Annotated in this window: 6 protein-coding genes; all 6 read left to right on the top strand. The window is 39.4% G+C overall.

The genetic code is table 11. The annotated features are described in order from the left end of the window. The first annotated feature begins 50 nt into the window (after positions 1-50). The 6 genes from M1P97_RS21620 (at position 51) to M1P97_RS21595 (ending at position 15,169) form a co-directional block, all read left to right on the top strand. A complete protein-coding gene (locus M1P97_RS21620) occupies positions 51-2,459 on the top strand; it encodes a glycoside hydrolase family 95 protein (RefSeq protein ID WP_249390175.1) in 2,409 nt (802 codons plus the stop codon). A 64-nt stretch (positions 2,460-2,523) separates the two neighbouring features. Further along, complete coding sequence (locus M1P97_RS21615) at positions 2,524-5,184, top strand: beta-galactosidase (RefSeq protein ID WP_249390174.1); 2,661 nt, start codon at positions 2,524-2,526, stop codon at positions 5,182-5,184. A 26-nt stretch (positions 5,185-5,210) separates the two neighbouring features. Beyond that, entirely contained in the window at positions 5,211-8,171 is a 2,961-nt protein-coding gene (locus tag M1P97_RS21610; RefSeq protein WP_249390173.1) for a glycoside hydrolase family 2 protein, read from the top strand. Between the two features lie 478 nt (positions 8,172-8,649). Next, positions 8,650-11,766, top strand: a complete 3,117-nt coding sequence (locus M1P97_RS21605; RefSeq protein ID WP_249390172.1) for a SusC/RagA family TonB-linked outer membrane protein — start codon at positions 8,650-8,652, stop codon at positions 11,764-11,766. Positions 11,767-11,778: 12 nt separating this feature from the next. Next, entirely contained in the window at positions 11,779-13,302 is a 1,524-nt protein-coding gene (locus M1P97_RS21600; RefSeq protein WP_249390171.1) for a RagB/SusD family nutrient uptake outer membrane protein, read from the top strand. Positions 13,303-13,801: 499 nt separating this feature from the next. Continuing rightward, entirely contained in the window at positions 13,802-15,169 is a 1,368-nt protein-coding gene (locus M1P97_RS21595; protein ID WP_249390170.1) for an alpha-L-fucosidase, read from the top strand. Positions 15,170-15,183: the final 14 nt, after the last annotated feature.

Raw genomic sequence — 15,183 nt, 5'->3', positions numbered from 1 at the left:
TAATCCTCCTCTTCTTTCATTATCTAAAATCATTCTTAATATATAGATCTATGTTCATAAAGAAATATAGCCTGATCTTTCTATTCATTTTTTTCTTTTCGTGCAATGCAGTAAAAGAAGAACGGGAATATAAGATTTGGTATAATCAACCTGCAAACGCATTAGAGAAAGATAATCCCCTAAGTTGGTCGGACGATCAGGAATGGTTGAAAGCATTGCCCATCGGCAATAGCTATATGGGAGCAATGATCTTTGGAGACGTAGCAATAGAAAGAGTACAGTTAAATAATAAAACGTTGTGGTCCGGAAGCCGGCAGGAAGCGGATAATCCAGGAGCTTTTGCTGCCAGGGAAAAAATAAGAGAACTTCTCTTTCAGGGAAAAAATAAAGAGGCTGAAGACCTGGCACAAAAAACTCAGGTGTGTTTGGGTACCGGTTCAAATACCGCACAGGGAGCAAACGAACCTTATGGTACTTTTCAAACGCTTGGAGATCTGTATATCGACTTTGGAAAACCCGGAGAATACCGGAATTACCATAAAGAACTAAGTCTGAATACCGGAATCGCATCCGTTTCTTATCAGCTTGATTCGAATCAAATCAAGCGCACTTATTTTGCCAGTTACCCGGATAATGTCATTGTTATAAAGATTGAATCCGCGCAAAAAAAAGCACTAAACTTTACTATTCGTATGGATCGCCCGGAAAGATATGCGGTCAAAGAAGACAATGGACAACTACTGATGTATGGGGCTATGAACAATGGTTCAGGCGGAGAAGGCATGAAATATTGGGTTCGTTTGGACGCCAAAGTAAATGACGGAACGAAAAAGATGGAGGGGGGCAATTTAGTCGTAAAAAATACAAGTGAAGTGATCCTCTATCTGACTTCTTCTACCAATTATACAGGAGAATATCCTGTGTACCTGAACGCAGACTACAAGGAAAATACATCGGAAATACTCGATCGGGCTATGAAAAAGCCTTATAATAAATTGTTGCAGGAACATTCCAATGATTTCAGTAAATACTTTAACAGGGTTCTGATCGCTTTACAGGAAAATAAACCGGATACTATTCCAACCGATATTAGGATCAAACAGGTCAAAGAAGGAAAAACAGATCTTCATTTGCAGGAATTACTGTTTCAGTTTGGCCGTTACGAACTGATAGCCTCTTCACGGGAAAATACATTACCGGCAAATTTACAAGGTGTCTGGGGAAACAAATTGAATGCAGCCTGGAATGGAGACTACCACATGAACATTAACCTGCAAATGAATTACTGGCCGGCACAGGTAACCAACCTATCGGAGCTATTTCTGCCTTATGCAGATTATATACAATCCCTGCAGGAACCAGGAAATAAAACAGCAAATATTCATTACCACTCTGATGGATGGTGCGTACATGCTATCTCAAACGTTTGGGGATTCACCTCTCCGGGAGAAGATGTACAATGGGGTAATTACTTGGGGGGAGCCGGTTGGACCTGCCAGAACATCTGGGAACAGTATGCTTTTACATTAGATAAGCAATACCTTATAAAGGTGTATCCGATATTGAAAGCCGCTACACTTTTTTACACTGACTGGCTCATAAGAAATCCGGAGAATGGACTATGGGTATCTGCTCCTTCTGTTTCTCCTGAAAACGGATTTTTTATTGACAATGTAAAAGAGAGAGTCTATACATGTATAGGCCCAACCCATGATCAACAAGTCATATACGATTTGTTTACTAACTTTATAAAAGCATCCGAAGTTTTGTCTATCAATGATGCTTTGATAGAAAAAGTAAAAGATATGCGTGCCAATCTCCAACAAAACGGAATTGGTAAAGATGGAAGATTGCTTGAATGGGATAAGGAATATGTAGAAGATGATCCCGGTCATCGCCATATTTCGCATTTATACAGTTTATTCCCCGGTAATCAAATTACAAAAGATACACCTGAATTATTCGATGCCGCCAGAAAATCTCTCGATACACGAATAGCACATTCCCACGAAAACGTTGGATGGAGTTTGGCTTGGATGATGAATGTAGGAGCTCGCTTTGAAGATGCAGACTTAGCCTATTCCTCTATAGAAAAACTATTGAAAAACGGCATTGCCCCTAATCTGTTTTCTATGCATGCTCCTTTTCAAATAGATGCTAACTTTGGTGCTACTGCCGGTATGGCTGAAATGTTATTGCAAAGCCACACTGGAAAGATCGTTATACTACCTGCTTTACCAGAAGCCTGGAAGAACGGATATGTGAAAGGATTATGTGCTCGCGGAGGATACGAATTAGATATCTATTGGGAGAACAATAAACTGAAGAAAGTATATATTTTATCTAAAATACAAGATAGCGACATTCGGTTATCTTATAAAGAAGCAGAACGATCGGTCAATCTTAAAAAAAGAAAAAAAACAGAAGTTCTTTTTTTCTCAAAAAGAACTGGGTTATAGAGTGATCCGTTGATCAAAAGTTTATCAATAACTCTTATAAATAATCATTTTTTAATAAATACAAATGAAACACTTAATTATTGCATGTTTATCAATGGCAGCCTTATCTACTGCCCAGGGACAATACAAAATAGATTTGAGCCGGATAACCCCTCCCACGATAAAATACCTGGAGTTAGGACATCCCGGTTTGGTCGGAAAAGAAATCCGTGTGAATAACCTATACATGGAAGAAAGTGGTATTCCTCAACTTCCTGTCATGGGAGAAATCCATTACAACCGGATGGACTCCAGATACTGGCGGGATGCTTTGTTGAAAATGAAAGCCTCCGGTATTGATATTGTGGCAACTTATTGTATCTGGTCACTCCACGAAGAGTTTGAAGGCGAATTATCCTGGGAAGGACATCTCAACCTCCGTCGTTTTATCGAATTATGTAAGGAATTGAATATGAAAGTACATCTGCGTTTTGGTCCTTATTGTAATGCTGAAATAAAGAACGGAGGACTGCCGGATTGGATTGTCAATAATAAAAATCTGGTTACCCGTTCTAATGACCCTTTATATCTTGAATATTCTCGCCGGTGGTATCAGGCTGTATATGATCAGGTAAAAGGGTTGTTATGGAAAGACGGTGGTCCTGTCATGGCCCTTCAGCTGGAAAATGAATATGTACGTCCCGGAATGATTATCTCACATCTGCTCAATTTAAAGAGAATGGCCGTTGAAATAGGCTTTGATGTTCCTATTTATTCAATGACACACTGGATGGACAGTGAATATCCGAAAGGGGAAATCATTCCTTATGCCGGTTTCTATATCGAAGCTCCGTGGACTGCTTCGGGAAAGAATGAGATACCTACTTCCAACTTTGAATTTTTTACCTACAATCGTCTTTCAGACAACATTGGTACCGATATTATCAAAATAGAAGGAGATGTAGAGTCGTTAAGTGGAGACAATAATGACTCTCCCTTCTTTACTTGTGAAATAGGCGTAGGTACAACAGCCTTCTACCAACGCCGCGCTGTCGTACCGGAAGAAATGGCTGGAGAAAATATTAACCTTCGTTTGGGATGCGGAGCTAATATGATGGGATATTATATGTATACAGGTGGTACTAATCCTGTTGGAAAAACAAGAACATACCAATCATCCGGGCCACGCGTCAGTTATGACTATCAGGCTCCCATCCGCGAATTTGGGACTTTAGGTACCGTCATGCAGGAAACAAAAAAATATAACTATTTTATGAATGATTTCGGGACAACGCTGGCTCCGGCTGTAGCTTACTTGCCTACCAGCAACCAGGACAAGAATAACCTGCAATGGGCAGTACGATTGAAAGAGAATACAGGCTATCTATTCTGTTCCAATTATTTATACAAACATAGCCGGAAAGACTATAAAAACGTCCAGTTCTCTTTAAAGCTGAAAGATGAAACGATCCGTATGCCACGCCAGAAAGTGACTGTGAAAAACGGTACTTACTTTCTCTGGCCGTTCAATCAGGAATTAAGTAATGTACTGTTGAAATACTCAACAACACAACCTATTTGCTCTTTAAAAGAAGGCAATAACAATACTTATTTCTTCTTTGAAGATGATGCAATATCAGGAGAATATCTAATTGAAAACAAAGATATCCGGAATATCGAAGTAGAGAACGGCACTTGCCGGAAAGAAAAAAACGGATATTTTATCAATCAATTGACTCCGGGAAAAGAGTGTATCATAAAAATCACAAAAGAGAACGGTTCTACAGTACGCTTTGTCACACTGACCGAGGAAGAGTCGGATCATATCTGGAAAGGTACGATTAAAGGAAAAGAGTTTGTCTCTATTACTAATTCTTCATTAATCTACGACAACGATAAGATCACTTTGATTAATGATCAGCCATCAACAGATATCTGGATATACAAAGACGGAAATTTCAAACAACAAACATTCCGAAATGAAGCACACAGCCTACAGGCAATCTTCCGTTCGATTACCCCCATGGAAAAAAGCAAATGGATCCGTCCGACAGAAGGTAACGTTGTAAAACGCCTGTTCGCCTTGAATACTTTTTCTAAAATAGAAAGGGCTTATTTACGCTATGTGTCGCCAGTCTCAGCCGATTGCAATATCAACGGAAAAGAAACAAAAACTACGGTCATGGGAGATTATTTCTACGCAGATGTAACCTCCTTTGTTCAGGAAGGCGACAATACAATTAAACTAACTCTTCCCGGCAACCAAGAGATTACTGCGGAAATTGAGATTCTTTTGAAAAATGGTAAACGAATCGTCTGGAATACCGACGCAACATGGCTATCTACAAACAATAAACCTGTTACTACAGTAACCGCAGAAAGAAAACCTTCGGCATTTGCTCCGGAAGAACATCTCGGACTCTATGAAGTAAAAGCTCCGGTACCCGTTTGTGGTGATGAAGAAACCCGTATGTACATCTCTTACAAAGGAGATGTAGCCAACGCATATCTGAACGGAGATCTGGTGGCAGACTCCTATTACGACGGAACAGAGTGGATTATCAGTCTGAGTCGTTTGCGCGAATCGATCGATACTAACCCGATGGTTATCCGTATTGATGGATTGAAATCGGCTGATGCACCGATTTACTTTGAAAAGAATGTGGTTCCGCAAGAGTGTGTGGTTCCTTCAATGTCTGACATTAAAGTAAGACAGGAGTATCGGTTTGAAGTAAAGAATCAATAATATCCTTACAACTATAAAAGTAGTAAATGAAAAACAAGAGACTCTGTTTTACTTTTCTGTTTATTTTGATGGGCATTTGTATAAATGCTCATCAAAATGACTCTGTATTTACATTTAAAACGGTAGAAAATTTGTATCCTGTTTTAAATGAAAAGATCAAAACGATACATACTCCAACCCCTGCATTTGTAAAAGGAACTACGCAGCCAACCCTATCATTAAACGGTAGTTGGTTGTTTACAAACAAAATAAACAATCCGTTTGAAGGAATAAGAAAAACAGATACCGAATGGTATTCTATTGATGTGCCCTCGGAATGGTATATGGAATCCTTTCAGGTAGAACCTGGCAAATGGGCTGGATATTATAAAGAATTTGTACTTCCTTCAGACTGGAAGGAACAAAAAACACTGATTCGTTTCGGTGCTGTCGAAAGCGAATGCGAAATTTTTCTTAACGGGAAATATGTGGGAGAACATATAGGCTCCATGACACAATTTGAAAAGGATTTAACGCCTTTTTTACTTTCTGGGAAAAATCAATTGATAGTATATGTACGAAACGAATCATTGGCAAGCGAAATATCAAAGATCTCCCACTATGCAAAACATCAGGCCGGAGGAATATTGCGTGGAGTTGAATTGATTACTGTCCCCCAAACCTACATCAATGATCTGTATTGTAACGCTAAATTATCCGATAATCTGTCTCAGGGTATATTGGATATTCATATCTCATTATCCGGAAAACTTCAAAATAAAAAAGTCGAAGTAATTGTAAGGGAAAGAGGTATAGAAGGCTTACCTATGAACGGAAAAGTAATCTATAATGAGAAGATGGCACTAAAACAGTTAAATCCCGTTACTATAGACGTTCCTAAATTGTGGCATGCCGAAACTCCTTTCCTGTATACTGTTGAAGTCGCTCTCCTGGAAAATGATGAAAAAACGGAAATTGTAAAAAGAAACTTCGGATTCAGAAAAATCCAAATAAAAGGGAATGTACTGTACGTCAATAATCATCCGGTTAAACTAAGGGGTGTCTCCCGACATGACATCTCTGCTTACGACGGACGCGCGATAAGAGATACAGCCACTTTACGTCGGGATATCGAACAATTGCGTAATGCCAACTGCAACTATATCCGCACTTCTCATTATCCTCCTGACAGTTATATGCTGGATTTATGTGACCGATATGGTATTTTCGTTGAAGACGAAGCTCCCGTTTGTTGGGAATCCGGAAAAGATTCATACAACCGGATAGAGCAAATTTTTTATGGTTTCAAATCTATGGTAGTCAGAGACCGGTCACACCCTTGCATTTTACTCTGGTCTTTAGGGAATGAAAGTGATTGGAAACCTAAATTTTACAACAGTTTACTTTTAGCAAAGGAACTAACTCCCGATATTCCTGTTAAATTCTCCCACTCAGAAACCCACGGGATTATTAAGGCAACCGATATCGGAACCAAGCATTATCCTGGTTGGAAAGGCTTAATGGCATTCGAAAATTACTTCCGCCCGATTATATTCGGGGAAGCTCTTCATTTGAATTGCTATAACACGTCTGAGAACATAACAGATCCCGGATTAAGGGATATGTGGGGAGATTATCTTAAGTATTTTGTTGATTTCATCCAGGAATCTCCCTCTATTAGCGGATTAGGTATCTGGGGATGTACCGACGAAATGTTTTATCCGAAAGGAAACAAACCCTGTGGATATGGCCCCTGGGGAGTAGTCGATGGATTCAGAAGGGAAAAACCGGAATTCTGGCATATGAAAATGTGTTACTCCCCTATTATTGTGACCAGTAAACATTTCCAAAGTTCCGGTAATGAAACACTGGTTACTTTGGAAAATCGCTACAACACACAAAATGCCAACCAAATAGAAATATTATGGAAAGATACGGATCGGCAAGGGACTGTAGAAATTGATATGGCCCCCGGGACGCAAGGGACTCTCCACATACCTCACAATGTAAAAGGAGATACCCTTACAATCACAATGAGAGACCGACGGGGATTTGACCTATCTGTCTGGAAAATCCCAAGAAACTATTCACCTTATTATCTCATGCCTGAACTGTCGAAAGGAGAAGTAAAAGTCATTTCTTCAGATTCTTCTTACCAGATCACTTCAAAAGAGATTCAATACACTTTTTCCCGGACGACCGGCATGCTAGTCTCTGTCAAGAAAAAGGGAGAACAAATTATAACCGGGCCGGTAAATATATATGCCATTCCTCATTTGAAGGAAAATGAAGTAATTGATTACATTCCACAAGAACGTTCGGGAGGAGAAGTAGGTTTTACCTCTGATCCCCTGACCGGTTGGACATTCGAATCCGAATGCTTGACGCATACAGAGAATGGTATTTCAATTACAATACACGGTAAGTATGGTGTAAATCCGATAGAATTGGTATATTCCATTGATAACGACGAAAGACTCAAGATCGATTACATACTGAACATTTTCAAAATCGGCAATGGTATTCGGCAAATTGGGATAGGTTTCAATCTACCCAAAGCATATGATACAATAGGATGGAAACGAAAATCTCTGTGGAGTGTTTACCCCAATGATCATATCGGCCGTACTGAAGGGATAGCAAAAGCTTTCTATCCGGAAACCCAATCCGATTATCTCCAACAAAGAACGATTCCGACACACGGTTTTAATAAAGACGGGAATGAATACGGATCCAATGACTTCAGATCGACAAAGCAAAACATCATAACTGGCAAGCTGATCAATGAGAGAGGAAATGCTGTAACGATCGAATCGAATGGAAAACAACATTTTAGAGCTTGGGTTTTACAAGATGCAATAACTTTCTTGGTTGCCAACTATTCCGATGCCGGCAATGAGTTTTACCTCAATTACGATTCCAACAGGACAAGGTATCTGGATTCATATATCGCTGAGGATGGGGACGTAGCCGGATGGATACAGCTTAATTTCAATCTTAACAAATAGATAATATTTATTTTTTCATGATAAAATGGCCATAGTCTGTGTAGGACTATGGTTCTTTTTTTAATCAATATTTATTAAGGAGAACGAATGTTGCAAATCAGAATAAATTTTGTTTTCCCAATAAATAAATACTAGAATCTATCTATTTATCTCCATTACTAAAACTTTAAACATTGTAAACAGACTGAATTACAGCACGTTTTTCAACGAATCAAATTTATAACATCTTATTCCTTCTTTCCAGTTTTTCATTCTTTGAGTAGTGGATTATATGGAGTTTATTGTGAAAATAAGTATACATAACGGAATTACTATTGTTTCATTTAGTATGTAGACACTTTGTTTCAACTCGAAAAACACGATACACATATCTATATATCAGCAATATACGAAAACCACTGCCTACCATAGTCCTACACAAACTATCACCTATTTCTCTCTATAATATTTATTATTTATTTAAAATCTTAAAAGAATTATGAGGAAACAATTCAGAAGTGTAGTATGTGCCATAGGCATCCTTTCCGGCTCCCTTCCGGTATTGGGTGTAACACATGCTACTAGTAGTGAAGCCTCCGGAAATATTCTACAATCCGGAAGTGTTAACCAAAAAGGCAAAACAATCACAGGGACAGTTGTTGATGAAACCGGCTTGCCAGTGATAGGAGCCAACGTTGTACAAAAAGGTACGACGAACGGTATTATTACTGATATAGACGGACGATTTTCATTGGATGTTCCGGAAGGAGCCACTTTGGAAATTTCTTATATCGGCTATTTAACCCAAACGATACCGGTTGGAAGTAAATCTTCGTTTCAAATCACTCTACGGGAAGATACACAAAAACTAGACGAGGTTGTTGTTGTCGGTTTCGGTACACAGAAAAAAGCAAATATGACAGGAGCTGTAGCAACGGTATCAGGAGATGATTTGACCAAGAGACCTGTATACAATGTAGCTTCTTCTTTGCAAGGTAAATTACCCGGTTTATCAATATCTCAAGGTTCAGGACAGCCTGGTGGCGAATCTATAAGTATGCGTGTTCGTGGTATGGGTACATTCTCTGATGCAGGTTCTGATCCTTTGGTAATAATAGATGGTATCGCAGGAGATATCAATAGTATTAATTCGTCGGATATAGAAAATGTAACGGTATTGAAAGATGCTGCTTCTGCGGCAATTTACGGTGCCCGCGCTGCCAATGGTGTAATATTGATTACAACCAAAAGCGGAAAGTCCGGGAAAATGAATATCACGTATGACGTTAATTATGCAGTTCATAACCCGACAAGGATGCTGGAATTGGTAACAAACTCGGCTGACTATATGGAATTGAAGAATGAAGCATTGAAAAACTCAGGATTGTCTTCTAATAGAATGTATCCACAGGAAACCATTGATTTGTACAGAAATGCGACTGATCGGACAAAATATCCTAATTATAATTGGATTGACTTGATGTTTAATCCGGCATTGGCTTACTCTCATAATTTGAATGTAAATGGTGGAGGTGAGAAAACGTCCTATAACGCATCTTTAGGATATTCGAATCAGGATGGTGTTATGAGAGGATTCAACAATCAGAAAGTAAATTTTAGTATCAACACGAAAACCGATATAAACAAATACATCTCTTTCGGAACGAAAGCCAACATGTATTATTATGATCAGGAAGCTCCTGTTGTCGGTGCTTCAGATTTGTTCCTTTCTACTCTGGCACAAGCTCCAACATACGGTCCTACTTTGCCAGATGGAAGATATGCATATCGGGCATACGATTATGAAGATAATAACAAGAACCCGTATGCCAATGCTAAAGAGGCTTTAAGTAATACACGTGGTTATGATGTAAGTGCACAAGCCTGGGTGGATATTAAATTTACTGATTACCTGACATGGCATACGAAAGGGGCTGTGAACGGAACTTTCAAAAAAGGCAAATCTTTTTATCCGTTAATTCCTCAATACAACTGGCATACAGGTGACTTCTCCACCAATCTGAATGTAGCTGGAACAAATAAATCTTTAACAGTGAAAGATGAGAATGACATGTTAGTGACATTGTACAGCCATTTGACATTCGATAAAAGATTCGGCGATCATTCACTAAAAGTATTGGCCGGCTATAATCAAGAGTCTTATAAATATGAATATCTGCAAGGATACAGAGAAGGATTTCCCGGAAACAATCTGCATGAAATCAATGCCGGTGCGACAAATGGACAAAAGGCAGAAGGCTCTGCCAAAGAATGGGCCATCCAGTCGTTCCTGGGACGTGTGAACTATGATTATCTAGGGAAGTATCTTGTGGAAGGTAATATTCGTTATGACGGAACTTCCCGTTTGCATAAAGACTCCCGCTGGGGGGCATTTCCATCAGTATCTGTAGGATGGCGTATGTCGGAAGAAAGTTTTATGAAACCGCTTACTTTTGTTAGTAATTTGAAATTGAGAGCCTCTTTCGGTGAATTGGGTAACCAGAATATCGGTAATTATCCTTATCAAGAAATGCTGAAATTAGGTTATAATTATGTATTCGATAATCAAGCTGTATCTCCCGGAGCAGCTCCGGAAAGTTTAGCCAATCAGAATTTACTTTGGGAAAGAACCAGTGCCTGGGATATTGGTGCAGATGTATCCGTTTTAGATAATAAACTATCTTTTGTGTTCGACTGGTATAAGAAAGAAACAAAAGATATTCTTCGTTCGTCTCAAATTCCAGGAAGTATTGGATTAAATGCTCCAACGGTCAATAACGGAGGCGTAACCAATACTGGTATCGAATTAAGTGTTACCCACCAAAATCAATTGGAAAACGGTCTATATTACTCTGTTTCGGCAATGATTAATAAAAATAAAAATGAATTGACAACCTTTGGTGAAAATGAAATAGGTACTTATTCTATAAAACAAGAAGGACAACCCTGGAATTCATTCTACCTGTATAAATGGGTTGGTATTTTCCAAGATGAAGAGGAGATCAAGAATCATGCTACACAACCGTATAATCCGCAACCGGGTGATTTGAAATATGAAGATATCAGCGGACCGGACGGTAAGCCGGATGGTAAAATCGATTCTCATGATAAGGTAATTGTGGAAGGTCGTTTCCCGAAATTCGAATACTCATTCAATCTGAATGCAGAATATAAGAATTTCTATATATCTGCCTTTTTCCAAGGGGTACAAGGTATTAAATTCTATGTTGGCGGATGGGGGTTTGAGCCTTTCTGTCAAGGTGCAGCTCCTACTGTTGACTGGATGGATCGTTGGACCCCGGAAAACAAGACAAATGAAAAACCTCGTATTTATGTAGGTAGAGAAACTCCTGCCATGTCTGGTATGCCGTCTACTTATTTCTTGCAAAATGGTTCGTATTTCCGCTTAAAGAATCTGCAAGTCGGATATACATTCGAACAAGAATGGCTTAAACAGATCAAAGTGAATTCAATTCGCCTATATTTCTCTGGAGATAATTTGTTTACAATTACGAAATATCCTTACCTGGATCCGGAAAGATCCAGCAGTGACGGTTCGTTCGCTCTTTATCCCCAAAACAGAGTACTTTCTTTAGGCGCTAGTGTCAACTTTTAAATCAAATTGGAAATGAAAAAATATATAATATATGCTTCGGCGTTATTAATGACGGTTACATCCTGTGACTCTTTACTGGATAAACAACCGTTAGATCAATTAGCATCAGAAACTTTCTGGAAAACAGAGTCGGACGTGGAAATGGCATTGACTGCTTGCTACAGTATGTTGAATAACTCGTTAATGTCATGGGATTTGACAACATTGGATGCTATGTCGGATGATTTGTATCACCAACACGGACATTATGGGATTAACGCCTTATCCAGAGGCATTATAGAGCCCACAAGCGGAGGAGCTGTCAGTGATATATGGAACTATTCCTATAAAGGTATAGCAAAATGCAACTTCTTCCTAGATGGCATAGAAGCTGTGGAAATGGATATGGCTAAAAAAGATGCATATAAAGCTGAAGCCCGCTTTTTGAGAGCTCATTTCTATTTTTACTTAGTTGAATTTTATGGAGGTGTCCCTCTTTATTTAACAACACCTACGGTAGAAGAAGCTAAAACAACTACACGTTCTTCGAAAGAGGATGTGTTGAAAATTATATACGAAGATCTGGATTTTGCTATCGAAAAGTTGGCAGATAAACCATACAATGGTCATTGCGTCAAAGCTTCTGCCATAGCATTGAAGTCACGTGTACTACTTCATAACGAACAATGGATAGATGCTGCAAAATTGGCTAAGCAAGTCATGGATAATACGAATTTCGGCTTAAGTGAAAATTATATGGATATATGGGATGCACAAAAGCAAGAGAATAATCCGGAAATAATATTCTCTGTCAAATATCTCAATCCAGACTTCGCTCAACCTTTTTATGGAGCTGATATTGTATTCAACTGGTGGCATTCAACAGGTCCTTTGAAATATATAATCAATGTGTATGAATGCGAAGACGGTAAAGATATTTCAGAATCTCCGCTTTACGATCCCGAGCATCCTTATGAGCATCGTGATCCCCGTTTAAGATGGTGTAATTATGTAGATATGGATCCCTGGTATTACGGACAGGACGTTTTGGGTGATGGAGTCAAAAGATGGAGACCTGGTTTCTCCGGAGGAGATGCAGCAGCTGCAACAGACTTTTTGTTGAAGAAATTCTCGACTGAATCTTATTTCCCAATAAGTTATTCTACTAAAACAGATTATGATGCCGTGTTGATTCGTTATGCAGAAGTCTTGTTGATGTATGCAGAGGCACAGAATGAAAGTGCAGGTCCGGATCAATCCGTCTACGATGCCGTGAATGCAGTTAGAGAACGTGTTGGAATGCCTCAGTTACCTACAGGTTTAAGCAAGGAGCAAATGCGTGAAAAAATCCGGAAAGAACGTCGCATAGAATTAGCCTATGAAGGCAAGCGTTATATGGATTTGAAACGCTGGAAAATCGCGCATGAAGTTATTCCAACAATCATGAATCCTGGAGGAACAACTCGTTCCTTTGAGAATCCGAAACATTACCTGTTCCCGATTCCTCAAAGTGAAATCGATATTAACGGCAACCTGGAACAGAATCCCGGATATTGATTAGACCCAAAAGGAAAGGTCATCCTTCAATGCAACACGGTACGCTAAGCCGGAGATGGCCCGAGAACTCCGACATAATGGACTACCCTGAAATTTTCTGTCGACAGGAAGGGTTCAACCTCCCATAAGCGATGCCGTGACTTCTTATAGGTGACGTGGTGACTTCTTATAGGTCATCACGTCATCTCACTAAAGTTATTTTGCTTTTACAATACCTTTGCTTTATGGAATTAATTTAACTAAAGATAATCCATCTAGTCCCAAATAATATCCATTGCCATTTACATCAAAATGAGTTTTATTTGCCAGTTATTAAGTCCGACAACTCCGGTATGTGAACTTATTTTCGCAATAAGCCCCATATAGTTCACATCTCAAAGAGGATGAAGGATAAGAAAAACAAATCAAACATATTATATTTGAATCAACAGAAATGGAAGTGTCATCTCCCTTGTCTATTAAGAATATAACAAAACAGAAACAAAAAATGATTTAACAAATGAACAAAAAAAAGAGGCAATACCCCAAATGCCTACTCCTGCTTGCCACATGTTTTGTTACTTTTGCCGCATCTGCACAAGATGACGAAGTGGCAAAAGCACAACACACCATCCTCGGACAGAACTCGGCACAAGTAGGCGTTTCTGTTCCGATAAGGAATACGCATCCGGATGCACAATGGTTTCCTCAAGATGGTTTCGGATTGTTTATACACTTTGGACTGGCAACCGTTCATGGAGGAATCGATCTGTCCTGGAGTATGTTAGCAAATAAATCCTGGGAAGACGGAGAAATAACTCCCAATGCCTACTGGAAATTAGCAGACCGGTGGAATCCGGTCAATTTCAACACCGAAGAAATTGTCACTAAAGCAAAAAAAGCCGGTTTCAAATACATCGTATTCACAACTAAACATCATGATGGTTATACTATGTGGCCGAGTAAATACAGTGCTTTAGGGGTCAAACAGAAACTAAACGGACGTGATTTGGTTAGAGAGTTTACGGATGCCTGCCATAAAAACGGTATAAAAGTCGGACTGTATTATTCTCCACCTGATTGGTTGTTCGATGCACAGTACAAAAATTGGGATTATTCCGGAAAGAAAATCCTGGATATGGATCATAAGGAAATTAATCGACTACCAGAAAAACCAGCCGGACATGATCAGGCACGAAGAGAAATGGTTGCCAACCAAATGCGTGAACTACTTACCCAATACGGTAAAATCGATCTCTTTTGGTTTGACGGAGGAAGCGGTGAAATATCAAATGATGAAGTCAGAAAGTTACAACCGGGTATCGTCATTAACCGTCGAAACGGAGAACCCGGAGATTACGGAGACTCAGAAGGTACACTACCCACAAAACGATTCACCGGATGGTTCGAAACATGTGACCCATGCTGGCCCAGCCGTTGGTGGACTTATTCTACCAGCGACCGGATGGACACAGGAGCTGATGTAATAGAGAAATTGGTTATCCTGCGTGCCTGGGGAGGAAACTTACTGGCAAATATAGGCCCTTGTGCCGATGGAAGCCTGCCAAAAGAAGCCTTAGAGGCTTGGGATGAAATAGAAAAATGGATGAAACATTCCGGAGAATCCGTTTATGATGTGACCGGTGGTTCCTTCCCTGAGAAAGCCAACCAACCGACCACAATAAAAAAGGATATAGTTTATATACACGCATTCCCGAATTTCCATAAAACCATTGTTCTGAAAGAGATACAATCCTCTCCCAAGCAAGCGATATTATTACGGACAGGGGAAACCATTCCATTCTCTTATGCAGAAGGAGAGATCCACATACAGGTGTCTCCTGAAAAACGTTCACGTATGGTAGATACAATTAAACTGACATGGTAATAACTTCTAAACTT

The organism is Parabacteroides leei, assembly GCF_023369805.1.
GTDB classification, from domain to species: Bacteria; Bacteroidota; Bacteroidia; order Bacteroidales; family Tannerellaceae; genus Parabacteroides; species Parabacteroides leei.
The sequence above is the reverse complement of the archived record's forward strand: the minus strand, read 5'-3'. Positions and strand labels throughout refer to the sequence as shown.

Bases quoted from the DNA above. Each gene is read 5' to 3' on its own strand.
- M1P97_RS21610 (WP_249390173.1), top strand. From the start codon at position 5,211: ATGAAAAACAAGAGACTCTGTTTTACTTTTCTGTTTATTTTGATGGGC.
- M1P97_RS21600 (WP_249390171.1), top strand. From the start codon at position 11,779: ATGAAAAAATATATAATATATGCTTCGGCGTTATTAATGACGGTTACA.
- M1P97_RS21615 (WP_249390174.1), top strand. From the start codon at position 2,524: ATGAAACACTTAATTATTGCATGTTTATCAATGGCAGCCTTATCTACT.
- M1P97_RS21595 (WP_249390170.1), top strand. From the start codon at position 13,802: ATGAACAAAAAAAAGAGGCAATACCCCAAATGCCTACTCCTGCTTGCC.
- M1P97_RS21605 (WP_249390172.1), top strand. From the start codon at position 8,650: ATGAGGAAACAATTCAGAAGTGTAGTATGTGCCATAGGCATCCTTTCC.
- M1P97_RS21620 (WP_249390175.1), top strand. From the start codon at position 51: ATGTTCATAAAGAAATATAGCCTGATCTTTCTATTCATTTTTTTCTTT.